General features: G+C 72.2%; 22 protein-coding genes and 1 pseudogene. 11 read left to right on the top strand and 12 right to left on the bottom strand.

Annotated features, from left to right (window positions below):
* Positions 1–25: 25 nt before the first annotated feature.
* From ACZ7JZ_RS21190 to ACZ7JZ_RS21175, 4 genes are all read left to right on the top strand, one after another.
* A complete protein-coding gene (locus tag ACZ7JZ_RS21190; RefSeq protein ID WP_470941394.1) occupies positions 26–895 on the top strand; it encodes a universal stress protein in 870 nt (289 codons plus the stop codon).
* A 48-nt stretch (positions 896–943) separates the two neighbouring features.
* Entirely contained in the window at positions 944–1,555 is a 612-nt protein-coding gene (locus ACZ7JZ_RS21185; protein ID WP_470941392.1) for a CBS domain-containing protein, read from the top strand.
* A gap of 306 nt (positions 1,556–1,861) precedes the next feature.
* Entirely contained in the window at positions 1,862–2,848 is a 987-nt protein-coding gene (locus ACZ7JZ_RS21180; protein ID WP_470941390.1) for an Acg family FMN-binding oxidoreductase, read from the top strand.
* A 95-nt stretch (positions 2,849–2,943) separates the two neighbouring features.
* On the top strand, positions 2,944–3,231 hold the full coding sequence (locus ACZ7JZ_RS21175) for a hypothetical protein (RefSeq protein WP_470941388.1): 288 nt from the start codon (positions 2,944–2,946) through the stop codon (positions 3,229–3,231).
* Here ACZ7JZ_RS21175 and ACZ7JZ_RS21170 read toward each other — a convergent pair.
* From ACZ7JZ_RS21170 to ACZ7JZ_RS21150, 5 genes are all read right to left on the bottom strand, one after another.
* Positions 3,221–4,042 (bottom strand): hypothetical protein, encoded by an 822-nt coding sequence (locus tag ACZ7JZ_RS21170; protein WP_470941386.1) that lies wholly within the window; start codon positions 4,040–4,042, stop codon positions 3,221–3,223. The two genes, ACZ7JZ_RS21175 and ACZ7JZ_RS21170, sit on opposite strands and share 11 nt — an antisense overlap.
* Positions 4,039–5,001 (bottom strand): ABC transporter ATP-binding protein, encoded by a 963-nt coding sequence (locus ACZ7JZ_RS21165; RefSeq protein WP_470941384.1) that lies wholly within the window; start codon positions 4,999–5,001, stop codon positions 4,039–4,041. The genes ACZ7JZ_RS21170 and ACZ7JZ_RS21165 overlap by 4 nt, the downstream gene beginning before the upstream one ends.
* 147 nt (positions 5,002–5,148) lie before the next feature.
* Positions 5,149–5,649 carry a flavodoxin domain-containing protein gene (locus ACZ7JZ_RS21160; RefSeq protein ID WP_470941382.1) on the bottom strand — a complete coding sequence of 167 codons (501 nt, stop codon included), beginning with the start codon at positions 5,647–5,649 and terminating at the stop codon, positions 5,149–5,151.
* Between the two features lie 49 nt (positions 5,650–5,698).
* Positions 5,699–6,868, bottom strand: coding sequence for a PEP/pyruvate-binding domain-containing protein (locus ACZ7JZ_RS21155; protein WP_470941380.1), 1,170 nt, complete (start codon positions 6,866–6,868; stop codon positions 5,699–5,701).
* A gap of 577 nt (positions 6,869–7,445) precedes the next feature.
* Entirely contained in the window at positions 7,446–8,522 is a 1,077-nt protein-coding gene (locus tag ACZ7JZ_RS21150; RefSeq protein ID WP_470941378.1) for an alcohol dehydrogenase catalytic domain-containing protein, read from the bottom strand.
* Between the two features lie 271 nt (positions 8,523–8,793).
* Between ACZ7JZ_RS21150 and ACZ7JZ_RS21145 the strand changes: the two genes are divergently transcribed.
* The 3 genes from ACZ7JZ_RS21145 (at position 8,794) to ACZ7JZ_RS21135 (ending at position 11,342) form a co-directional block, all read left to right on the top strand.
* Complete coding sequence (locus ACZ7JZ_RS21145; protein ID WP_470941376.1) at positions 8,794–10,143, top strand: MBL fold metallo-hydrolase RNA specificity domain-containing protein; 1,350 nt, start codon at positions 8,794–8,796, stop codon at positions 10,141–10,143.
* 94 nt (positions 10,144–10,237) lie between these two features.
* A complete protein-coding gene (locus ACZ7JZ_RS21140) occupies positions 10,238–10,678 on the top strand; it encodes a cyclic nucleotide-binding domain-containing protein (protein ID WP_470941374.1) in 441 nt (146 codons plus the stop codon).
* 10 nt (positions 10,679–10,688) lie between these two features.
* Positions 10,689–11,342 (top strand): CBS domain-containing protein, encoded by a 654-nt coding sequence (locus ACZ7JZ_RS21135; protein WP_470941372.1) that lies wholly within the window; start codon positions 10,689–10,691, stop codon positions 11,340–11,342.
* Between the two features lie 32 nt (positions 11,343–11,374).
* On the opposite strand, the pseudogene ACZ7JZ_RS21130 reads toward ACZ7JZ_RS21135, so the two are convergent.
* The 3 genes and pseudogenes from ACZ7JZ_RS21130 to ACZ7JZ_RS21120 form a co-directional block, all read right to left on the bottom strand.
* Positions 11,375–11,536 (bottom strand): annotated as a pseudogene (locus tag ACZ7JZ_RS21130) (polyphosphate kinase 2); the annotation flags it as partial.
* Positions 11,537–11,772: 236 nt separating this feature from the next.
* Entirely contained in the window at positions 11,773–12,267 is a 495-nt protein-coding gene (locus ACZ7JZ_RS21125; RefSeq protein WP_470941370.1) for a pyridoxamine 5'-phosphate oxidase family protein, read from the bottom strand.
* A 127-nt stretch (positions 12,268–12,394) separates the two neighbouring features.
* Positions 12,395–12,721, bottom strand: coding sequence for an STAS domain-containing protein (locus ACZ7JZ_RS21120; protein ID WP_470941368.1), 327 nt, complete (start codon positions 12,719–12,721; stop codon positions 12,395–12,397).
* A 276-nt stretch (positions 12,722–12,997) separates the two neighbouring features.
* Between ACZ7JZ_RS21120 and ACZ7JZ_RS21115 the strand changes: the two genes are divergently transcribed.
* Positions 12,998–13,699, top strand: coding sequence for a response regulator (locus ACZ7JZ_RS21115; protein ID WP_470941366.1), 702 nt, complete (start codon positions 12,998–13,000; stop codon positions 13,697–13,699).
* Positions 13,700–13,796: 97 nt separating this feature from the next.
* Here ACZ7JZ_RS21115 and ACZ7JZ_RS21110 read toward each other — a convergent pair whose 3' ends face one another.
* On the bottom strand, positions 13,797–14,672 hold the full coding sequence (locus tag ACZ7JZ_RS21110; protein WP_470941364.1) for a universal stress protein: 876 nt from the start codon (positions 14,670–14,672) through the stop codon (positions 13,797–13,799).
* Positions 14,673–14,916: 244 nt separating this feature from the next.
* Between ACZ7JZ_RS21110 and ACZ7JZ_RS21105 the strand changes: the two genes are divergently transcribed.
* On the top strand, positions 14,917–17,286 hold the full coding sequence (locus ACZ7JZ_RS21105) for a phosphoketolase family protein (RefSeq protein ID WP_470941362.1): 2,370 nt from the start codon (positions 14,917–14,919) through the stop codon (positions 17,284–17,286).
* Positions 17,287–17,470: 184 nt separating this feature from the next.
* Here the strand turns inward: ACZ7JZ_RS21105 and ACZ7JZ_RS21100 are convergent, their stop codons facing one another.
* On the bottom strand, positions 17,471–18,067 hold the full coding sequence (locus ACZ7JZ_RS21100) for a DUF6817 domain-containing protein (protein ID WP_470941360.1): 597 nt from the start codon (positions 18,065–18,067) through the stop codon (positions 17,471–17,473).
* A gap of 201 nt (positions 18,068–18,268) precedes the next feature.
* On the opposite strand from ACZ7JZ_RS21100, the gene ACZ7JZ_RS21095 reads away from it, so the two are divergent.
* Positions 18,269–19,699, top strand: coding sequence for a YVTN family beta-propeller repeat protein (locus ACZ7JZ_RS21095; protein WP_470941358.1), 1,431 nt, complete (start codon positions 18,269–18,271; stop codon positions 19,697–19,699).
* Positions 19,700–19,774: 75 nt separating this feature from the next.
* Here the strand turns inward: ACZ7JZ_RS21095 and ACZ7JZ_RS21090 are convergent, their stop codons facing one another.
* Positions 19,775–20,176 (bottom strand): hypothetical protein, encoded by a 402-nt coding sequence (locus ACZ7JZ_RS21090; protein WP_470941356.1) that lies wholly within the window; start codon positions 20,174–20,176, stop codon positions 19,775–19,777.
* Positions 20,177–20,399: 223 nt separating this feature from the next.
* On the opposite strand from ACZ7JZ_RS21090, the gene ACZ7JZ_RS21085 reads away from it, so the two are divergent.
* The gene (locus ACZ7JZ_RS21085) at positions 20,400–21,011 is read left to right on the top strand and encodes a hypothetical protein (RefSeq protein ID WP_470941354.1); all 612 of its coding nucleotides are present in this window, start codon (positions 20,400–20,402) and stop codon (positions 21,009–21,011) included.
* A 26-nt stretch (positions 21,012–21,037) separates the two neighbouring features.
* On the opposite strand, the gene ACZ7JZ_RS21080 is transcribed toward ACZ7JZ_RS21085, so the two are convergent.
* Positions 21,038–22,195 (bottom strand): nuclear transport factor 2 family protein, encoded by a 1,158-nt coding sequence (locus tag ACZ7JZ_RS21080; RefSeq protein WP_470941352.1) that lies wholly within the window; start codon positions 22,193–22,195, stop codon positions 21,038–21,040.
* Between the last annotated feature and the right edge of the window lie 80 nt (positions 22,196–22,275).

Here is a 22,275-nt window from a genome sequence, read left to right as displayed (position 1 = left end):
GGATCCCGCGAAGGAGCCCGAAGCCATGAGCAGACATGTGACCGTCGGAGTCGACGGCTCCGCCGAGAGCCGGGCGGCCGCCCGTTGGGCCGCGCAGGAGGCCGTCCTGCGACAGGTGCCGCTGCGTCTCGTCCACGCCGTGGACTGGCCCCTGGAACCGGTGCTCCCGGGTGCGGGCCGACAGGACGCCGACCGCTGGGCCGACCAAGCACTGGCCGAAGCCTCCGAAGAACTCCGCCGACGCCATCCGCACTTGGAGATCACGGCCGGGGCCCTCTCTGCCCACCCCGCGGCCGCACTGGCCTCGGCGGCCGCCGACGCGGACCTGCTGGTCCTGGGCTCCCGAGGCCTGGGCGGACTGGTCGGGTTCATCGTCGGCTCGGTGGCGCTGTCCACCCTGGCCGCGACCGACACGCCCGTCGTGCTCGTCCGCCCCGCCGACGGCCCGGACGGGCCGGGTACCGGAACGGCCGGCGAGATCGTCGTGGGGGTCGACATCCACGAGGCGTGCGACCGCGTCCTCGCCTTCGCCTTCGAGGAGGCCGCCCGTCGCAGCTGCCCGCTGCGGGCCGTGCACGGCTGGAAGATGCCATCGGCCTACAGCTACGTCCCCTTCTTCGACCCCGCCAACGAACGGGACATCGGTGCGAGCGTCACCCGGATGCTGGACGACACACTCCTGCCGTGGCAGCACAGGTTCCCCGATGTCGCCGTCACCCGGACGGTGTTCAGGGGAGCGGCCGCCGAGCGGCTCGTACCGGCGAGCCAGGGGGCACAACTGGTCGTCATCGGACGGCATCTGCGCCGCTCCCCCCTCGGCACCCAGCTGGGCCCGGTCGCCCACGCCGTCCTGCACCATGCCGCATCCCCCGTCGCCGTCATCGCCCACGGCTGAACCCCTCCGCCCGCCCACGTGCACCCCACCGCCCCTCGGAGGAAGACCATGCAGCACCTGCGCACCGTCGACGACGTCATGACACACGCCGTGATCCACGTCGACAGGCACACCGCTTTCAAGGACATCGCCGAGTCGCTGAGGATGTGGCGGGTCGGATCCCTGCCCGTGATCGCCGAAGACGGGCGGGTGATCGGAGTCGTCTCCGAGGCCGACCTGCTGCGCGCCACACAGGAAGAGGCCCTCACGCCCCACGACGTCACTGCCGAGCAACTGATGAACCGCCCTGCAGTGACCGTGACCGAGAAGACCACGATCGCCGGCGCGGGCCGCCTGATGGCACGGGGCCACCTCAAACGCCTTCCCGTGGTCGACTCCGACGGTCGCCTGGTCGGCATGGTCAGCCGCGGCGACCTGCTGAAGGTGTACCTCCGGCCGGACGCCGACATCGGAGCCGAAGTCCGCGAACTGATCGTGTACCGGCTCATCCCGCGCGGCCACGGCTCGGCGGAAGTCCACGTACACGTCGCGAACGGCATCGTCCACCTCCGTGGAACCCTGCCGGACCCCGCCCTCGAAGACGTGGTCGTACGGGCCGCCCGCACCGTGCCGGGAGTTGTCGACGTCAAGGCCGACTTCACCGTCTCCATACCCGCATGAGGGGACTCCCGTCATGAGACACCGCAGTGCCGCCGACCTGATGACGCCCTTGGCCGTCACCGTCCGACGCGCCACCCCGTTCATGGAGACCGCCCGCCTCATCAACGAGTTCGCGATCACCGCCGTACCCGTCGTGGACGAAGGCGGCCACGCTCGGCACGATCTCCGAGGCAGACCCGCTCCACCGCCGGGCCGCCGATGCCGGCCGTGCCGCCGCCGCCGAGCAGCTGATGACGAGCCCTGCACGCCATTTCACAGGTCGCCGTCGTCGCGCACGACTGAAACCCCACGGACAGGAACACCGCCATGGTCACCACCCGCCTCGACGCCGAAACCGCCGCCCTGCTCGTCGGCGACGCCGTCACCGCACCCTCGATGCACAACGCCCAGCCCTGGCGGTTCGTGTTCCGCTCCGGCACGGGCGTCATCGAACTCCGCGGAGACCCGGAGCGCGGCATGCTCCGGAGCGACCCCGACCACCGCTCCCTGCACATCGGTTGTGGCGCGGCCCTGTTCAACCTGCGGGTATCGGCGGCCCGGTACCGACTCGGCGCCCGGGTGGAGCTACTGCCCGACATCTCCGACGCCTGGCTTCTGGCGACCATCGCCTTCGGTGACCCCGGCAGCGGCAGCGGCCTGAGATCGCTGCACGGGGCTCTCCGAAGCCGGCACACCAGCCGCCACCCGTTCGCCGACGAGCGCGTTCAGCCAGCGATCCTGGACGGGCTGAAAGCGGCCGTCCGCCTGGAAGGCTGTCGGCTGACGGTCCCGGACGCCTGGCACACCGAGACCGTGCTCGCACTGGTGCACGACGCCGAGTACGAGGAGAGGACCGACCCGCCCACCCGGGCGGAGACCGCCGCCTGGACCGACGCCGCACCGGGCCGGGCCGGTCCGCGCCGTGACGGGATCCCGTCCGCCGCCTTCGGCCCGCGGGCCCGCGGAGGCTCCGCCCTCGTCCGGGACTTCGGCGGCGGCCGCCCCGTGCCGGGTCGCGGCTGGGCCGTGTTCGAGGAGCACCCCCAGATCGCCCTGCTGGGGACCCGTGGCGACAGCCGCACCGACTGGCTGCACGCCGGCCAGGCCCTGGAGCGCCTCCTCCTCCAGGCCACTGCCGACGGCCTGGCAACCTCGATGACGTCCCAGCCCCTGGAGTGGCCGGAGCTGCGCCGGACCGTCCGCGACCCGCTGGCTTCCATGGGCCACGTCCAGATGGTCCTGCGCCTCGGTTACGGCCCGGCGGGCCCCTCCACCCCTCGCCGCCCGGTGGCGGAGGTTCTCGAGATACAGTGAACGCCTGACCAGGCGGACGGGCGGACCCGACGCCTCACCGCGCCGAGGACGGCCGGTGGACCGGAACAGCCGCGGATCCGGCATAGCCTCGTCGAATGGTGCGGAGCGAGGCAGGTGACGCCGAAGGCTGTCTGGCCGGCGGCCCCAGGAGCGCCGACGTGCTGGCCGGGGTGCGGCGGCCGGGCCTGGCGGAGCTGGCGGGGTTCGACGAGGTCATGGCGCACGGAATGCCCGCGTACGAGCGGGACGGGGCGAGCGGGTTCGCGTTCGCCAGCCAGAAGCAGCACATGTCCTCCTACCTGATGCGCACCGAGGTGCGCGAGGACGAAACGGCCCGGCACGGACTGCTGAGCGCCTCGTGCCGACCGTCGTTCAGGGTGTGAAGTCCCTTCGCTGGAGCACCAGATGAGCGGCGAGGATGCCCAGCACGCCCGTACCGGCCAGGACGAGGAACGGCCCCCAGGGCAACGAGCCGTCGGCCAGGGCGTCGCCGGGGGTGTAGTAGTGGAAGGGGCTGGCGAACCGCAGCGGCCGGGCCGGTGCCCAGGCCAGGGCGATGAAGTTGACCGCGAAGCCGACCGCTCCGACCGCGATGACCGCTCCGATCACCGGCGCCCGCCGCCGCCCCGCCGCCGACACCGCCAGCGCCGGCCCGATCAGGCACAGGGCGAAGCCGAAGCCCATGGCCCCCGCCGCGAACACCCCGCCCAGCGGCACGGCGCGGCGGATGTCCGCCGACAGGGCCACGCCCGCCGCGACGGTAAGTGCGGCCGCCGCGTTGAGGGCCAGGGCGGCGACCAGCAGGGCGCCCGCCCGCTCGGCCAGCAGCCGGGTACGGCTGACCGGGCGGACCACCACCAGCTCCGCCGTGCCCGACTCCACATCGGCGGCGACCGCGGCCGCCGCGAGCGAGCCGATGGCGGTCAGCTGCAGGGCGATCCAGAACGGGTGGACGAGCCCGGCGCCGAGCAGACCGGGGTAGCTGGCAATGGACACCTCCCCGCTGGAGCCGCTGAACGCCCGGTAGGCCGAAGGCGGCCCCTTCCCCCCGACGGAGAACAGGTCCTGCGGCGTGATCGTGTTCGCGACGACCACGATCAGGGTCTCGAAGGCGATCATCCCGGTCAGCAGGGCGGTCAGCATCCTGCGCCGGCGGTAGAGGGCGAGCCACAGCAGCGGCCACCGGTCCTTCACGACTCCTCCGTCGCAGCGTCGCCCCGGTAGAGGTCCAGGAACGCCTCGTCGAGCCCGGCCTCCTCCACGGTCACGTCGGCCACCTCCAGCGCCAGCAGGCCGCGGAGCGCGTCCACCACCTCGCTGGGCGGTACGAACAGTTCCACACGGTCGTCCTTCCAGCGCGGAGTCCACCGGTCCCCTGCTCCGAGCGGCCGGGCACCCTGCCCGTCCGCGAAGGACAGCCTGATACGTCGGGCGCGTGCCTCGCGCAGGCCCGCCACGCTCTCGACCGTGACCAGCCGCCCCTCCCGCACGATGGCCACCCGGCCGCAGCTCCTCTGTACTTCCGGGAGCACGTGGCTGGACAGCAGGACGGTGCGGCCCGCCTCCGCCGCTTCGTGAAGGAGCATGAAGAACGTCTCCTGCACCAGCGGGTCGAGCCCCTCGGTCGGTTCGTCAAGGACCACGAGCCGGGGATCGTGCTGGAGCGCCTGCACCAGGCCGAGCTTCTGCTTCATGCCGCGGGAGTATCCGCCCACGGGGCGGGAGAGGACAGCCGGTGTCAGCCGCAGCCGGTCGCACAGCTCGCCACGCCGGGGCACGGGCGCGCCCTGCAGGGAGGACAGGAGGTCCAGCGTCTGCGCTCCCGAGAGTTCCGGGTAGAAGCGCAGCTCTCCCGGCAGGTAGCCCAGCTGGGGGGCGAGCCTGCGGTGGTCGGCGATGGGGTCGAGGCCGAACACCCTCACCCGTCCCGCGCTGGGCCGGACCAGCCCGGTCAGGCACCGCAGTGTGGTCGTCTTGCCAGCGCCGTTGGGGCCCAGGAAGCCGAAGACCTCGCCGGGCCGCACCGTCAGGTCCAGCCCGTCGACCCCCATGACCGGCCCGTACCTCTTGGTCAGACCAAACAGCTCGACGGCCTCCGCGCCGTCCGCGGATCCCGGCCTGTCCTGCAGCGGCATGTCCGCCCCCTCATCCATGGAACTTCCTGCTTCCGGCCCCTTGGATGCGGACCGTGACGGCGCGAAGTTCCTCGAACAGGTTGACGCCCCGGTTCCATCCGTCCGTGCGGAACATGGCGGTCCTCCTGACGCGGCTGCTCCAGGCCGTGGTGACCGTCCTCCTGGTCATGCCGCAGCGAGCTCGGCGCTGATGTGGTGGGCCCAGGTCCGGATGCGCTCGGGGTTGCGGTAGTCGCCGCCCTTGCCTTCGTGCAGCAGGGCCTTGGCGAGGAATCCGGGGGTGCGGGCCGTGATGCTGCCGCCGAAGGTCATGTGCTCGCGGGCGCCCACCAGTTGCATCTGCTTGGCGACGGCGGCGACGGGCGGGATGGCCTTCTCCTCGGCAGAGCGGTCCAGAGGGCCGCTGCTGAACATCCAGACGGGGCGGTGCCGCAGCAGGTCGGCGTTGCGTTCGGCGCAGCGCTTGGCCTTGCCGCTCCAGTGGCCCGCGTAGAGGGCGCCGCCGATGACGACCGCGTCGTATCCGCGGACGTCGTCGACGTCGTCGGCGGGGAGCACGACGGCGTCGAGGCCGTCTTCGCGGAGGGTCTCGCCGATCTGCTCGGCGATGCCGGCGGTGGCGCCGTGCTTGGTGCCGTAGGCGATCAGGACTCGCTTGGTGTTCATGGCGGTCGCTCCTCGTCCTGTGCTGCCCGCCCTCTGAGCGGGGTTGACGTCACTGTCGCGCGGTGGTCCGCTCGGCCGCTTGGGCCGGGCGGGTCCCGGCGGGGGCCGTTCGGCCCTCCAGGTAGCCGTAGCGCCGCTCCTCGGCCGCGGCGACGTGCTGCTTGACGGCCGGGAAGCTGTCGGGGGCCACGGAGATCGAGTCGATCCCGACGCCGACGAGGAAGGCGGCGAAGGCGGGGTCGTCGCTCGGCCGCTGCCCGCACAGGCCCACGGGGCGGCCGACGGCCTGGGCCCGCGGGACGAGGATCCGGATCAGGGCGGTGACGGCCGGGTCGTTCTCGTCGAAGACGTCGGCCAGGGCTTCGGAGTCCCGGTCGACGCCCAGGGTGAGCTGGGTGAGGTCGTTGCTGCCGATGGAGAAGCCGTCGAACCGCTGGCCGAAGTCCTGGGCGAGCAGCACGTTGGCGGGTATTTCGGCCATCACGTGGACCTCGAGCCCGTTCTCCCCTCGGCGCAGGCCCTCACCGGCCATCACTTCCAGGACCTTGTCGGCCTCCAGCAGGGTGCGGCAGAAGGGGATCACGACGATGACGTTCGTCAGACCCATGCCGTTGCGCACCCGGGACAGCGCCCGGCAACGGACCATGGCCTGGACGCCGACGGACAGGGCGACGCCCAACTGGCCGAAGCCCGTGCGCTCGCGGTAGTCGATGGCCCGGTCGGTGTAGAGGGAGGCGAAGCAGCGGTGTACGGCGTCCAGCAGCTGCGCGGTTCCACGGACGTTGAGGTACGTCTCCTGCTGCCCGGCGAAGCTTGCCTCCGGCAGGTCCTCGGCCGTGGCGGAGCTGCGCACGGCAACATCCGGGTCGGTCCTCCCCAGTTCCCGGGCGAGAGCCTCGTAGGCGGCGGTGACCTCGTTCCTCAGTGCCTCCGGCAGCGGCTCGGCCATGATCAGTGAACGGATGCCCGCGCCGACATCCTCGAGTGCGACGCCGTCGCGGAACCGGTCGAGCTGTTCCTCGATGCGGATGCGCAGGTCGTGCCGGTCGAGCAGTTCTCCGTAGGCGTCGGCGGTCGTGGCGAAGCCTGGCGGTACGGTCACGCCGGCCGGGGCCAGCTGGACGGTGAGCTCGCCCAGAGAGGCGTTCTTCCCGCCGACACGGCTGACGTCGCCGCGGCCGATCCGGGTGAGCGGTATCACGCGTCGCGTGTCTCCCATGACGTCCTCCGTGGCCTTCCTGTCGACAGGGCGTTCAGCACGGCAGGGGGCGGCCGGACGGTGTGCGCAGGTCCAGCGGGGCGGGCTTGTGGGGCTGCTTCGGCCGGGTCCGGATCCGTATCCGCTGCATCGTGGTCACCCTCTTCGGCAAGCGGCGCCCGGTGTGGCGTCCGGGTTCCACGATCACGCGCAGGGACGTGAGCTTCGCAGTGCCGAGGGGGCCCGTTGCGCGGGGCCGAGTGGCCCGCTCCGGCACGGGGCCGGTCGGCCCACCGGGGGCATGACGCGACGGAGCGCCGGCCGTGTCCGACCGGCGCTCGATGCCGAGTGGTACCAGGGCACTGTCGTGGCGGGCCGCGGCACGGCCGGCTGCGCCCGCACTCCACTCGCGCCGCTCAGATCGTCCACCGCCGCCCCCGAGGGGGCGGCGACCCGGGCGAGGGTGCCGATGGCAGGCCCGGCGTGGTTCTGCGGGTAGGCGGTGTAGCTGCCGTCTGCGCCGCCCTGCCTGCCCGGTTCTTCCCGGCTCAGGCGCCGGCCGACGGGTACCGGGCGTGGTGGATGTGCTTCATTGCGCTCACGCCTCCTCGGGCGGTACGGCGACGGTGTCGTGCTGCGGACCACCGAGGACGACCTTCAGGGCGCCGGTCTCGCCGGCCCGGGAGAAGACGTCGTACGCCTCCTCCATCTGGTCCAGCTCGAAGCGGTGGGTGGCCATCGCGGCGCCGGGCAGCCGGCCCGCGGCCATCATGCGCAGCAGCATGGGGGTGGAGTGGGTGTCGACGAGGCCGGTGGTGAGGGTGACGTCCTTGATCCAGAGGTCTTCGAGGTGGAGGACTGCGGGCTTGCCGTGAACGCCGATGTTGGCAACGTGTCCGCCGGGGCGCACCATGCGGGTGCACATCTCGAACGCCTCGGGCACCCCGACGGCCTCGATGACGACATCGGCGCCGAGTCCGTCGGTCAGGTCCTCGACCAGTTTCTCCGGCTCCTCCTGCGCGCTGGCGGTGGCGTCGGCGCCGAGGTCGCGGGCTGCGGCGAGCCGGGAGGCGGCGAGGTCGACCGCGATGGTCCGGAAGGGGCTGTAGAGGGAGGCGGTGGCGATGGCGGCCAGGCCGATGGGTCCGGCACCGACCACGACGACGGTGTCGCCGGGGCGGACGTTGCCGTTGAGGACGCCGACCTCGTAGGAGGTCGGGAAGATGTCGGCGAGCAGGACCGCCTCGTGGCTCGGCAGGGCGCCGGGCAGCGGGTGGACGGAGAGGTCGGCGAAGGGTACGCGGACGTATTCGGCCTGGGTGCCGTCGATGGTGTGGCCCAGGACCCAGCCACCGCCCCCGCGGCACTGACCGTAGCGGGCTTCTCGGCAGAAGCGGCAGCGGCCGCAGGCGGAGATGCAGGAGATCAGGACGCGGTCGCCGGGGCGTACGGTGCGGACGTCGCCGCCGGTCTCCACGACGGTGCCCACGGCCTCGTGGCCCAGGACGCGGCCGGGGGCCACTTCGGGGACGTCGCCCTTGATGATGTGCAGGTCGGTGCCGCAGATCGTGACGGCGTCGACCCGGACGACCGCGTCGGCGGCGTCCTTGATCGAGGGGTCCGGGACGTCCTGCCAGGAGGTCTGCCCGGGCCCGTGGAAGACGAGTGCCTTCATGGCGCGGCCCTCTCTCTGTGTGCGGTGTCGGAAGGGGGGTCACCGCCAGGCTGTGCCCGCATCCCGCTGACCCGCTTGGGCCGGTCGGCCCCACACGGGGGACCGGTGGGGCCCCTCCCGTCAGGCCCGGGCGGTGCGACGGTGGATTCCGGCATCCGTCCCGAAAGCCGGAAAGGAGGGGTCTGCGATGTCCCTGCCGGCCCCGTCTCCCACCTCCGCCCCCGCCGCGTCCCGACCGGCGCTCCTGAGTTTCCTGGGGGGTGTGCGGACGGTGACCGGGAGCAAGTTCCTCGTCGAGAGCGACCACGCCCGGATCCTCGTCGACTGCGGGCTCTTCCAGGGTGTCGCGGACCTGCGCCGCCGCAACTGGGACAAGCTGCCCTGCGACGCCTCGGACATCCATGCCGTCGTCGTCACACACGCCCACCTGGACCACTGCGGCTACCTGCCGCGCCTGGTCCGGCACGGCTTCCGCGGGCCGATCCTGACCAGCGCCCCTACGGCCCGGCTCGCCGAGATCGTGCTCCGCGACAGCGCGAAGCTGCAGATGGAGGCAGCCGAGCACGCCAACCGGCACGGCTGGTCCAAGCACCGGCCCGCCAAGCCGCTCTACGACGATGACGACGTCGACCACACGATCAAATACTTCGACCCGGTACCGGTGGGCAGCGAGATCGAGATCACGGCCGGCACGAAGCTGATGCTGCACCACGGCGGGCACATCCTCGGCTCCGCCTGGGCCCACCTGACCCTGGAGGACGGCCACACCCTCGCCGTCAGCGGCGACCTCGGCCGCCCGGGCCACCCGCTCCTCCTGCCACCGGAGCCCTTCTCCGGCGCCGACGTCCTGCTCGTGGAGTCCACCTACGGCAACAGGCGCCACGACCGCGAGACCGCCCAGCGCGCATTCGCCACCGTCATCACCCGCGCCCTGTCCCGGGGCGGCACGGTCGTCATCCCGGCCTTCGCGATCGACCGCACCGAGGTCGTCCTCCACGAGCTCGCCGCGCTGCGCAGCGACGGCACCCTGCCCCGCCACGTACCCGTCTACGTCGACAGCCCCATGGCCCTGGCCGCACTCGACGTCTACCGCGACGCCGTACGGGCCCACTCGCCCGAGCTGCGCCCGGAGATCCTCGTCCAGGGCGAGGCGGCGATCAGCCCGGAGCCCTTCCTGGCCGCCCGGACCGTCCAGGAGTCGATCGACATCAACAACGCCACCGGTCCGGCGGTCATCGTCTCCTCCGCCGGCATGGCCACCGGCGGCCGCGTCCTGCACCACCTCCACCGGATCCTGCCCGACCCCCGCAACGCCGTCGTCATCGTCGGATTCGCCGCAGCCGGCACCCGCTCCCGCGACCTGGTGGACGGCGTGCGAACGCTCAAGATGTTCGGCGAGTACGTCCCCGTACGCGCCGAGATCGCCGACGTCCCGCACTTCTCCGCCCACGCCGACGCCGGCCAGGTCATCGACTGGCTGCGCGCCGCCCCGCCCCCGCGCACCACCTACCTCGTCCACGGCGAGGAGAGCGCCGCCGAAACCCTGCGCGACCGGATCACGGACGAGCTGGGGTGGACGGCCGTCGTGCCCAAGTCCGGGGAGGCCGTCCTGGTCCGCTGAGGCGGGCCGGACGGTCCCGCGGTCTGCACCACGCGGCCCTCCCGGCGCCGACGGCGCCCCGCGCACCGTGATCGGAAGGGGTTGGAGGCACACGATGAGCACCATGCACAGCATCCTCGAACAGATGACTCCGAAAGCCCGCGAGGCCCTGCTCTCCCGCTCCGACCACGCCACGTTCCCGGCCGGCACACGGATCTTCAGGGAGCACCAGCGCGCCGAGAAGTTCTGGGTCATCGAATCCGGCACCGTCGACCTCGACACCCACGTGCCCGGCCACGAGAGCGCCGTCATCGAAACCCTCGGCTGCGGCGAACTGCTCGGCGGGTCCCGGGCAACCGCCTCCCGTGAGGTGCGCACCCCGGAGTTCGACGCCGCAGCCGTACGGAGGCTGTGCCACGAGGACTCGGCCGTCGGCCGGTCCGTCTCCACCGCCGTGGCCGCGGTCATCGCCGACCGGCTCGACTCGACCCGCACCCGTCTCCTCGACCTGTTCGCACCCCACGGCAGCGGAACCCCGCTCGCCTACGCACGCTGAGGACCCCGCCATGACCTCCACCCCGTACACCGTCGCCGACGTCATGACCACCAAGGTCATCGCCGTCACCCCGGACACCGGCTTCAAGGACATCGCCGCCGCCATGGGGCGCTGGAAGGTGACCGCCCTCCCCGTCATCGAGGGCGAGGGCCGCGTCGTCGGCGTGGTCTCCGAGGCCGACCTCCTGCCCAAGGAGGAGTTCCACGAGCACCGTCCCGGCCTGATCGAGCAGATGCGCCGCCTCGGCGACACCGCCAAGGCGGGCTCCACCCGCGCCGAGGACCTCATGACCACTCCGGCCGTCACGATCAGCCCCGACGCAGCCCTCCCCCGGGCCGCCCGCCTCATGGCCGACCGCCACATCAAGCGCCTCCCGGTCGTCGACGCCGACGGCACCCTCCACGGCATCGTCAGCCGCGCCGACCTCCTCAAGGTCTTCCTCCGCACCGACGAAGAACTCACCACCGAAATCCGCCGCACCGTCGTCGAGCGCCTCTTCCCGCTCTCCCACGAAGCGGTCGAGGTCACCGTCTCCCACGGGATCGCCACCCTCACCGGCCGGGTCAGGGATCACGCACTGATCGCCCAGGCCGAACACCTCACCCATTCCGTGGAAGGAATCGTCGACGTGCGCTGCCGCCTTGAAGCCGGCTCGGACGGTTGACGGCCGAACCGATCAGCGCCTTATGCGCCACAAGGGCAGTCCCCGGTGTCCGTGTGGACGAGCATCTCGTCCTTGGCCCGGGAATACGCCTCCCAGCGGGTGAGGGACTCCAAGTCCATCGGGGAGAGCTTCCACCGCCGCAGCGGATCCGCCACGCGCCTGCGGAAGCGTGCCTCCTGGACCGCGTCACTGACGGGTTGAGGTGCTCCGTGACGCGCTTGATCGTGCCTCCCCTTGCCCGCGGCGTCGTGTCCCTCGAAGACGACGACACGCCTCGTCCTGCGGCTTCCCGGCGCATCAACGCCGACGCGCACGTTCCTGGATGTGCGGATCCGGGTCCGCGACGAGGTGTTCTGCACCCTCTGTCTGAACGACAAGCGGAGTGGCGTCGACTTCGAACCCGAGGCAGCTGCTGAGCAGATCGGCTCAGTCAGATGCACACCGCCCGTGCGGGGTGTGGCGGCTCCGCCTCCAACCGGAACCCGGTGACGAGATCCGGGCGGATCCGCACGGCACCGGCCATCGGCCGCCCCACGCCGGGGCGCACGAGCTCCGCACACCGCTCTGCATCGCCGGCATCCGTGACCGGGCGCGCGTAGCCGGTGACGACGACGCTCCATCCCAGCTGCGTGTCGGGGTCGATGACGTCCGCTTCGTAGGCCACCACGACACCGGTGCCGTCCGGCGGTCCCACCAGGGAATCCAGGGCCCCGCCCTCGTGGATCCGGATGATGATGTCCTCGCCGTCCACGAGGTGGCTCACCGGGCGAACGGCGGGAAGGGCATGCCGCGTGAAGACGAGACGCCCCAATGACACCGTGGCCAGGAGCCCCAGAGCCTCTGCCCTGTCCAGTTCCCGCATGTAACAGGCGGTCCCCGTCGCCCCCGGCTGGGCAGCGCGTCGCGGATTTCCCTCGTGATCCATGATGAGTACCTTCGTCCGGCCCCGACCGATCCATGTGTACGCTCCCTCCCAGCCTCATTCCCGACGCCACCGTGGAACCAGGGCCGAACGGTCCCCTCGGGGGATCCGGATTCGGACAGATCGCAGATCACGAGTCCACGAGCGTCAGGTCACGGTCCGCAGCGAGCACCCGTATGGACCTCACCACCAGGGGCGGCGTGTCGCACAGGAGCAGCTGCGTCCCGTCTGTACGGCAGCGGCGGTTCAGGTCGAGGAACAGGTCGATGCCCGCGCTGTCACAGAACGACAGGCCCCGCAGGTCCACGACCAGCCGACGGTGGCCCGACTCGGCGAACTCGCGCAGCCGCGGCCCCACGTGCGCCGCGGTGTGGAAGTCCAGTTCGCCGGCGAGGGCGATGCTCAGACCGCGGTCGTCGCTCGCCACGGTCTTCAGGTCGATCAAGGCGGTCGTCATCGAGTTCCTCCGCGCTGCGTGCGGCTCCGTGGAGTCGCGTCGTTCCCCGTGCCCTGCCAGTCCATCCGGTCACTCGGTAACCCGGGGAGGGCCGGCAGGGTCCTCCGGCAGGGCCGAAGGTCCCTTCCCGGAGGGCCCTGCCGGCACCCGGCCGGTCCCTGCCGTGGTGGCCGGATCCGCTGCTGAAGGCCGATCGGCCCTGTCCGTCCCACCCTGCGGGCGGCAGGATGCCGGTGTTCGTGCGTACGGAACGGACCCAGGTGAAGGAGTTGCGACATGAACGGCAGTGGTGCCCCCTCCCCCGCGACGGAGCCGATCACGGTGTTCCTGCTCGACGACCACGAAGTCGTGCGCCGTGGGGTGCACGATCTTCTGGACGCGGAACCAGACCTGACGGTGGTCGGGGAGGCGGGCACGGTGGAACAGGCGCTGGTGCGCATCCCCGCACTGCGCCCCAGGGTCGCGATCCTGGACGTCCGGCTCCAGGACGGCGACGGGGTGAGCCTGTGCCGGGAGCTGCGCGCGCGGATGCCCGGGCTGGCCTGCCTGATGCTGACGTCGTTCGACGACGAGGAGGCGCTGCTGGACGCCGTGATGGCGGGGGCCTCCGGCTACGTCCTGAAGCAGATCACCGGTACCGACCTGGTGACAGCCGTCCGTACGGTGGCGGCCGGCCGGTCGATGCTCGATCCCGAGGCCACCACTCGGCTGATGGCCCGGATGCGCGGCGACGTGCCCGAGGAGGATCAGGCCCCCGGGCTCCCCGGCTTCACGGACCGGGAGAAGGAGATCCTCCTCATGATCGGCGAAGGCCTCACCAACCGGGAGATCGGCAAGCGCCTGTACCTCGCGGAGAAGACGGTCAAGAACATCATCTCGCGGCTGTTCACCAAACTCGGGGTGGAGCGGCGCGTCCAGGCGGCGGTGATCGCCAGTCACGCGCTCACCCCGCCCGGCCGGCTCCCGGCCTCGGAGTAGGCCTCGGAGTAGGCCTCGGAGTAGGCGTCGTCCGCCGGGATGGCAGGGCAGGTCGTACGGTCGCCTGCCCTGCCGTTCCCTGGTGACGGCCCCCGGATCAGTGGTGCGGGACGACTGCGACGGGGCAGGCAGCGTGGTGGAGGACGGCGTGGGCAACCGATCCGATGCGCCAGCCCGGGCCCGACCCGCGGATCTGCCGGCCCACGACGAGCAGTTGCGCGTCCGACGCTGCGGACAGCAGCACCTGGCCCGCGCTGCCCATTTCGACGTGCGCGACGACCTCGACTTCGGGGTGGCGCGGCCGCCACGCTTCCAGCGCCTCTTCCAGCGCGGCCTTCTCGTACGGTTCCAGCCCGCCGAACTGGTCGGCGATCCACATCGAGCCCGGGCTGTACCCGTAGACCGGCGGCAGGCTCCAGGCCCGGACGGCGCGGAGCGGCACCTTGCGTGCCGCGGCCGCCTCGAAGGCGAAGCGGAGCACCTCCGCGGACTCCTCGGCTCCGCCCTGCAGGCCGACGACTACCCCGCCCTCGTCGGGACCGGACACGGGCCTGCCGTTCCGGGTCCGGACGGAGACGACGGGGCACTCGGCGGCGGCGATCAGCTGCTGCCCGTACGATCCGAGCAGGAAGCCGGCCAGGGCCCCGTGCCCCCGGGAGCCGAGCACCAGCATCTCCGCACCCTTGGCGGCGCGGAGGAGGGCCGGCACCGGGACGTCCGGAACCACCTCCGTGGAGAAGGACAGTCGCGGGTGGCTGCGGGTGAGCTCGGCTTCCGCATCCTCCAGGATCTCCTGAGCCCTGCGGGCTTCGACGTCGCGCTCCTGAACGACCGGGAGGTCGAGCGGCTGCCACAGCCAGGCGTGGACCACGTGCACGTGCATGTCGCGGAGCACCGCTTCCCGGGCGGCCCAGTCGGCAGCGGCCCGGCTCTCGGGGGAGCCGTCCACTCCGACGACGAGGGTGCGCTTCACAGCTCTGTCCTCCGTACTGATGCCCGAGGCATCGGACGAGTCGGCGGGGAGTGCGTGGCGCCCGCCGGGGGAGGACCGGGCGCCACCGGGATCCAGCGTCGTCGGCCGCGGCCGGCTCGGGACAGGGCCGACGGTCCCTCCCCGAGGGACTGTCCTCCCCTGTCGGCCGCCCGCGGCCGGGCGCAAGGTGGTCGGTGTCGGCTCAGTCGACGGAACGTCCCGGACCGCGCCCGTAGGAGCGGACATGACCACGCTCACAGCACACGCCGTCTCGGCGCTGGACGCCCATTGGCGCGCCGCGAACTACCTGGCCGTCGGCCAGATCTACCTCATGGGCAATCCCCTGCTGACCGAACCGCTGCGGCCTGAGCACGTCAAGCCCCGGCTGCTCGGCCACTGGGGCACCTCGCCCGGCCTGAACCTGGTGCACACGCATCTCAACCGCGTGATCAGCGAACGCTCCCTGGAGGCCCTGTGCATCTGGGGCCCCGGCCACGGCGGACCGGCCGTCCTCGCCAACTCCTGGCTGGAAGGGACGTACAGCGAGACCTACCCGGACGTGGCACGCGACGCCGACGGGATGGCCAGGCTGTTCCGGCAGTTCTCCTTCCCCGGTGGTGTGCCGAGCCACGTGGCACCGGAGACCCCTGGCTCCGTCCACGAGGGCGGTGAGCTGGGCTACGCCCTGGCACACGCCTACGGGGCCGCCTTCGACCACCCCGGCCTGCTCGTCGCCTGCGTGATCGGCGACGGCGAGGCGGAGACCGGGCCACTGGCCGCGTCCTGGCACTCCAACAAGTTCCTCGACCCGGTGCACGACGGAGCAGTCCTGCCCATCCTCCACCTCAACGGATACAAGATCGCCAACCCGACGGTGCTCTCCCGGATCCCCGAGGGGGAACTCGACGCCCTGCTGCGCGGCTACGGGCACGCACCCCTGTACGTGACCGGCAGCGAACCCGCCCTGGTGCACCAGGCCATGGCACGCGCAATGGACCGGGCTCTGAACCGCATCGCGGACATCCAGAGTCAGGCCAGGACGGCGGGCACCTACCCGGGTCGGGAGTACGCGCGCTGGCCGATGATCGTGCTGCGCACTCCCAAGGGCTGGACCGGACCGGCGGCCGTGGACGGCGAACCTGTCGAGGGCACCTGGCGATCCCACCAGGTCCCGCTTGCCGGGGTCCGCGAGAACCCGACGCACCTGAAGCAGTTGGAGGACTGGCTGCGCTCGTACCGTCCCGAGGAGCTCTTCGACGCCGACGGGCGCCCGACGCCGCAGGTCCTGGACTGCGTCCCCGACAGCAACCACCGCCTGGGCGCCGTCCGGTACGCGAACGGCGGCCGGTTACTGAGGGCACTGCCGCTGCCCGCGCTCGACCCGCACGCAGTGCCCGTGGACAAGCCGGGCCGCACGGTCCACGAACCCACCCGGGTCCTCGGGCGCTACCTCGCGCAGATCATGCAGGACACGGCCGACCGAAGGGACTTCAGGGTCGTCGGACCGGACGAGACCGCCTCCAACCGGCTGGACGACCTGTACGCGGCCACCGGCAAGGCCTGGCAGGGCATCGTCGAGGCGACGGACCGGAACCTGTCGCGTGACGGCAGGGTCATGGAGATCCTGTCGGAGCACGTGTGCCAGGGCTGGCTGGAAGGCTACCTGCTGACCGGCCGACACGGCCTGTTCTCCACGTACGAGGCCTTCGCGCACCTTGTGGACTCGATGGTCGGCCAGCACATCAAGTGGCTGAAGACCTCGCGCGAACTGGCCTGGCGGGCGCCGATCGCCTCCCTCAACTACCTGCTCACCTCGCACGTCTGGCGCCAGGACAACAACGGCTTCTCCCACCAGGACCCGGGCTTCGTCGACCACGTCCTCAACAAGAGCCCCGAGGTCGTCCGGGTCTACCTGCCGCCGGACGCGAACACCCTCCTCGCCGTGGCCGAGCACGCACTGTGCAGCCGCGACCGGGTCAACGTGATCGTGGCCGGCAAGCAGCCCTGCTTCGACTGGCTGCCGCCCGCCGAGGCCCGCGCACACGTGGCGCGCGGCGCAGGCACCTGGGAGTGGGCGGGTACCGACGACGGCTCCCGCACACCGGACGTCGTCCTCGCCTGCACCGGTGACGTGCCCACCCTGGAGGTGCTGGCCGCCGCGGCCCTGCTCCGCGATCACCTGCCCTCGCTGGCCGTCCGCGTCGTCAACGTCGTCGACATCGCCCGCCTGATGCCCCACGGGGAACACCCGCACGGCATGACGGACACCGAGTACGACGCCCTCTTCACCACCGACCGCCCGGTGGTCTTCGCCTACCACGGCTACCCGTGGCTCATCCACCGCCTGGCCTACCGCCGGACCGGCCACTCCCAGCTGCACGTCCGCGGGTACAAGGAGTCCGGCACGACCACTACCCCGTTCGACATGGTGGTCCGCAACGACATGGACCGCTACCGGCTCGTCATGGACGTGATCGACCGCGTCCCCGGGCCCACGCCGCGCACCGAGAGGTTGCGCGAGGCCATGGCCGACCAGCGCCTGCGCCACCACGGCTGGATCCGCGAGCACGGCACCGACCTGCCCGAGGTCGCGGACTGGAGCTGGCCGTACTGAACCGCATGTGCGACGACGCGGGGGCGGTGGCCGCACCTCGCAGCGGCACCCGGAGGGACTGGAGACGGACTCCACACCAGGCAGGCCCTTACCCCGGATTCCGCAAGCCGGACAAAGCGCCCGCGGCAGCGCCGTCACCGCCCACCGTGCCGGACCGTGCCAGCGGTCCGGTCCCCGTCGGGGTTCAGCCGAGGACCGCGGTCACCTCTCGGCGGGATGCCTCCGACAGGAGCGGGCTCCAGCGGGTGAAGAGGGCAAGCAGGTCCGCGCCGTTGCGCTCGCGGAAGGACGCGTTCACCGTGGCCAGGTCCAGTTCGTTGGCCACCGTCAGCTCGGCGAAGTCGCGGCGCTGCTGCACGGAGGGAGTGAACTCCTCGCCCTTGAAGCGGTCGCGGAAGGTCACCGTGGCCGGGTCCGCCGCGGCGAGTGTGGGGTAGGAGGCCTTGCGGTCGCAGCTGGCGTAGAAGTACACGAGCTCCTCGGCCTCCGTACCGATGGCCTCGGCCAGGCGGTCGCGCTCCGAGAGGTCCAGGAGGCTGAGCGGCAGGCCGTCGGTGCCGTAGAAGGCGTGGCAGAGGGCCGCGGTGCGCAGGACGGGGCGGGCGCCCCAGGCGGCGATCAGCGTCTCGACGCGCTGCAGGTGGGTCAGGAGCGTGCCGCCGGAGTGCTTGGCGTCCCCGGCTCCCAGCTCTCTGAGCAGGGCGATGGCCGGGGCGTGGGCGTTCGCATCCCTCTCGTTCCGCTCACCCTTTGCATCCTTCTCGTCTTCGCTGTGCATCATGTGCACATCATGGCGACGTTGCCGGTGGGACGTCGGCCGGGACCGTCATGCGGACACCGGAGCCGCCCGCGCGCAGGCGCGCCGTTGCGAGCGCCCTGTACGGGGCGGCCGGCGTTCCGTAACGTTGAAGCGTCAAGCGTTCCTTCCCGATCCTCCGGATTTCTGCCCGTCTGCCCCGTGCGTACCGCAGAAGGAGACGGCGTGACGGCATGTCGAGACTCCCAGGGCTCCGCGGGCGCGCGTCGGACGGGAGGGGGGCGGGGGCGGTGGAAGCGGCGTGCCGTCGGCCTCTTCTCGGTCCTCGGGCTCGCCGCGGCGTCGGTGACCGTGGTGCCTGCCGGGCCGGCGGCCGCGGTTCCGCCCGGCGACTACGCCGTGACGGCCAACTACGGCAGCGGTACCGTGACCCTGCTCAACACCGCCACCCTCGCCGTCGATGCGACCGTCGCCGTGGGCGTCGCACCGCGCGAGGCCGCGGTGACCTCGGACGGTACCCGCGCCTACGTCTCCCACTACGTCGGCGGAACGCTCTCCGTCATCGACACCGCGAATGAGTCCGTGGCCGCCACCATCGGCGTGGGTTCGGGCTCGGAAGCGGTCGTCCTCTCGCCGGACGAGACACGCGTGTACGTCGCCAACAGCGCCGACCACACCGTATCGGTGGTCGACACGGCGGTCGGCACCACGGTGGCCACCGTCAATGTCGCAACCGTCCCGCGCGGCATGGCGGTCTCCCCCGACGGCAGCCGGGTCTACGTGACCAGCGTCTCCGAGAACAGCCTGTCCGTCATCGACACCGCCACCCATACGGTCACGGCGACGATCGGCGTCGGTCTCAGCCCGATCGCGGTCGCGGTGACTCCGGACGGCTCCCGCGCCTACGTCGTCAACGCGGCGGGCCGGAGCGTCTCCGTGGTCGACACCGCCACCCACACGGTCATCGCGGGCATGGGCGTGGGGATCAGCCCGCACGGCATCGCGATCAGCCCCGACGGGGCGCGCGCCTACGTCGCCAACTACGGCAGCAACAGCCTGTCGCTCATCGACACGGCGACGAACACGGTGAGCGGCACCGTCGGCGTGGGCCACCTCCCGTGGGGCGTGGCCCTGAGCGCGGACGGCAGCCGTGCCTATGTGACCAACAGCGGGAGCAGCAACATCTCGGTGGTGGACACGGCCACCAACACCGTGACGGCCACGGCCTCATCCGGCGGAACACCGCTCGGTATCGCCCGGCCCGGTGCGGCACCGGCCGACCTGGAGGTCGGGCTGACCGCTCAGGCCGGTCTCCTGCTCCCGGCCTCCATCGGCTACACGCTGACCGCCCGCAACCTCGGTCCCGGCACGGTCACTTCCGCCACCGTCACGGCGACCCTGCCCCCGGCGACCACCGCCGCGGGCCTCTCCCCCGGCTGCACGGCCCTCGGCACTGCCGTCACCTGCACCTTCACGACGATCCCCGCCGGGACGGTGTCCACGGCCACCTTCAGGGTGCCCCTCTCCCTGCTCAGCGCCGGACCCGTCACCGTCACCGCGGCCCGGACGGCCTCCCGGCCAGCCGACCCCGACACCGCGAACGACACCGCCTCGGACACGTGCACGGTCGTGTCGTTCCTGCTCGCACTGTGCTGAGTGCCCGCCCGCCCTCCGGAGGTCCGGCGGCCTCCGTGCAGGCGGGGCCGTCCGGACCGGTGGCTTCCGTGCCGGTCAGAGGGACCGGGCCCGGCGCAGCCGCTCGTCGAAGGCCTCGGCCACGGTCTGCGGGACGGCGCTGCGGTAGTACGTGACCACTCCCCCGGTCCGTACGAAGGTGACGGTCCGGCCCGGTTCCTCGAGCAGTCCCGGTTCCAGCGGCACCCCCGCACCCCCGGAGGAGCTGTCCCATTTCGGCGGGGCCAGGACGCGGTAGCCGACCACCTCGTCGCCCACCGGGTATCCGAACTCCGCGCGGTAGCCGGGCAGTTCGTCCCCCCGAGGCAGTACGGCCATCAGCTGCGCCGTGTCCACCGGCCGCGCGGCTCCGCCGACGGGCGCCGAGGCCGCCAGAACCACGGCCGCGGCCAGCAGGCCCGGCGCAGCCAGCACCCACCGCAGCACCCGACGACGCATCCGACCCCTCCCGCACCAGCTGCACCCCGGTGGCGCGACCGGAGGCGCACACCGCCGGGGCTGCGGATCCGGGCAGGCCCCCACCCGGCCGGCACGGGAAGTGTACGCACCCGCTGCGGGCCGCGGTGAAGTGCCTCCCTGCCACGGGCCATGCCGAACGCGCTGGTCAGAGGCGCTCGAATCCCGGGTGCGCGCCGGCTTCGGCGTGTGGCAGGGTGCCGGGGTGTCCAACGGCGTCTCCTACCCCGTCCTCCGCACCAGCGACCCGGCAGCGGCCCTCTCCGCGGCGCGCCGCCTCCTCGCCCTGGGCTGGCAGGAGTACGCGCGGGTATCGGTGGACGTGGAGCTCTTCACGGTCGCGGAGGTGGAGGAGCTGCGGCGGTCGCTGCCGGACGCCTGGTTCCGCACGGAGAGCGACGAGTTCTGGGCGCGGGAGTACGGCAACACCGATCCCGGTTTCCGGTGCGACTGGCACGCGGCCGAGCTCACCGGGGACGCCGACGAGTTGACGGCCCTGCTCCCGGTCTGGGCCTCGATGCTCGACCAGCCGGTCGGCAGCATCGAGGACCACTTCACCGCACAGGTGGGCACGAGGTACGGCACGGTCAGGTGGGAGGGGCTCGCCTGGCCTGAGGTGCCGGAGCACACGTACGACGGACGCATCGAACACGACGGCGTCACCGTGGTCTTCAACTGCAACGACCCGGGAACGGACCGGCAGGCCGGCACCCACACCGTGTGCGTCGACGTCCAGCGCACCGAACACGCGCGGAGCTACGCCGTCCTGCTGGCCGGGCGGATCGGCCGGACGGTCATCGGCCCCCCGTACCGGTAGGCGGGCGGGGACGGCCGTCCGCCCTCTCACGGGTGCCGGTGGTAGGCCTTGTTGGCGATGCGCCAGCTGCCGTCGACGCGGGCCAGCAGGAAGGTGTCGGTGAAGGTGTCCGTGCCGTGCCGGAGCGTCATGGTGGCGGTCGCGATGCTGCCGTGGACGTCTACGGCGTCGATCCGGCGGGAGCGGGTCGGCTCGTCCGCGGCGGGGTGGCCGCCGAAGAGGGCGCAGTACGCGTCGAGGGGCCACGAGACGAATTCGCCGTCCCGGATCCCCTCGACGCGGGCGGTGGGGAGGAACGCGTCGCGGAAGTGGGCCGGGTCGCCGGTGGCGTGTCCGCGGATGTAGGCGCGGAGCGGTTCGAGGACGGCGTCCGGTACGGCGGGGACCGTGGCGGCCGCGGCGATGTCGGCCTCGGCAGCGGCGGGGGTGTCGGCCAGACCGGCGGCGCTGCGCAGGGGCGTGCGGGAGGACTCGGCCAGCAGGGCCATGTCCTTGGCCAGGGCACCGATCGTGAAGTCGGCGGTGCCGGTCGGCCGCTCGCCCGTGAGGAAGGGGCGTTTGCGGGCCACGAGCCCGCCGAGCTGGCCCAGTTCGAGGACGTCGAGTACCTGGGCGCGGTGCAGGCCGAGGGAGTCGGCCTGGCGGAGTGAGTCGCGCAGGGCGAGGACGGCGCCGGCGAGGCTGCTGTTGGCGATCAGCTTGAGTGCGGCGGAGGTGGGCGCGTCGTCGACGCGGCGCACGGTGCCGAGGGTGTCCAGGACCGGCCGGGCGCGGTGCAGCGCGTCCTGGCCGGCGGCGGCGAGGATCTGCAGGGTGCCTGCGGCGGCGGCCGGCACGGAGCCGAGGACGGGGGCGTGGACGTAGGAGGGGCCGAGTCGGCGGGAGAGGTACGACGCCTCGGCCGGGGCGATGGTGCTGGTGTTCAGCACGACCGTGTCGGGCCGCAGGGAGGGGCGGACTTCGTCGAGGACCTGCCGGCAGGCCGCCCCGTCGAACAGCGCGAGGAGTACGAGACCGGCCCCTGCCACTGCCCCGTGCGGATCTCCGGTCGTCCGGACGGCGCCTGCCGTGCGCCCGGAGCGCGTCCAGCCCACGACGTCCCAGTCCTGTGCGGTGAGTCGGGTCGCGATCGCGCGCCCCATCCGGCCCAGGCCGAGGACGGCGATCGAGTGCGGTGTGGTCATGCGCACCACGGTGACGCACCCCGGGGGCTGCGACAAGCGCATACTGTGCAGGCCCGCCATGTGGGATGCGCATACCTACC

It is taken from the genome of Streptomyces sp. NPDC038213 (genome assembly GCF_055600495.1).
This window is presented reverse-complemented; position numbering and strand designations above follow the sequence as displayed.

Bases quoted from the DNA above. Each gene is read 5' to 3' on its own strand.
- ACZ7JZ_RS21185 (WP_470941392.1), top strand. From the start codon at position 944: ATGCAGCACCTGCGCACCGTCGACGACGTCATGACACACGCCGTGATC.
- ACZ7JZ_RS21100 (WP_470941360.1), bottom strand. From the start codon at position 18,067: ATGATGCACAGCGAAGACGAGAAGGATGCAAAGGGTGAGCGGAACGAG.
- ACZ7JZ_RS21140 (WP_470941374.1), top strand. From the start codon at position 10,238: ATGAGCACCATGCACAGCATCCTCGAACAGATGACTCCGAAAGCCCGC.
- ACZ7JZ_RS21175 (WP_470941388.1), top strand. From the start codon at position 2,944: ATGGTGCGGAGCGAGGCAGGTGACGCCGAAGGCTGTCTGGCCGGCGGC.
- ACZ7JZ_RS21155 (WP_470941380.1), bottom strand. From the start codon at position 6,868: ATGGGAGACACGCGACGCGTGATACCGCTCACCCGGATCGGCCGCGGC.
- ACZ7JZ_RS21180 (WP_470941390.1), top strand. From the start codon at position 1,862: ATGGTCACCACCCGCCTCGACGCCGAAACCGCCGCCCTGCTCGTCGGC.
- ACZ7JZ_RS21160 (WP_470941382.1), bottom strand. From the start codon at position 5,649: ATGAACACCAAGCGAGTCCTGATCGCCTACGGCACCAAGCACGGCGCC.
- ACZ7JZ_RS21190 (WP_470941394.1), top strand. From the start codon at position 26: ATGAGCAGACATGTGACCGTCGGAGTCGACGGCTCCGCCGAGAGCCGG.
- ACZ7JZ_RS21135 (WP_470941372.1), top strand. From the start codon at position 10,689: ATGACCTCCACCCCGTACACCGTCGCCGACGTCATGACCACCAAGGTC.
- ACZ7JZ_RS21150 (WP_470941378.1), bottom strand. From the start codon at position 8,522: ATGAAGGCACTCGTCTTCCACGGGCCCGGGCAGACCTCCTGGCAGGAC.
- ACZ7JZ_RS21090 (WP_470941356.1), bottom strand. From the start codon at position 20,176: ATGCGTCGTCGGGTGCTGCGGTGGGTGCTGGCTGCGCCGGGCCTGCTG.
- ACZ7JZ_RS21120 (WP_470941368.1), bottom strand. From the start codon at position 12,721: ATGACGACCGCCTTGATCGACCTGAAGACCGTGGCGAGCGACGACCGC.
- ACZ7JZ_RS21080 (WP_470941352.1), bottom strand. From the start codon at position 22,195: ATGACCACACCGCACTCGATCGCCGTCCTCGGCCTGGGCCGGATGGGG.
- ACZ7JZ_RS21105 (WP_470941362.1), top strand. From the start codon at position 14,917: ATGACCACGCTCACAGCACACGCCGTCTCGGCGCTGGACGCCCATTGG.
- ACZ7JZ_RS21165 (WP_470941384.1), bottom strand. From the start codon at position 5,001: ATGGATGAGGGGGCGGACATGCCGCTGCAGGACAGGCCGGGATCCGCG.
- ACZ7JZ_RS21115 (WP_470941366.1), top strand. From the start codon at position 12,998: ATGAACGGCAGTGGTGCCCCCTCCCCCGCGACGGAGCCGATCACGGTG.
- ACZ7JZ_RS21125 (WP_470941370.1), bottom strand. From the start codon at position 12,267: ATGGATCACGAGGGAAATCCGCGACGCGCTGCCCAGCCGGGGGCGACG.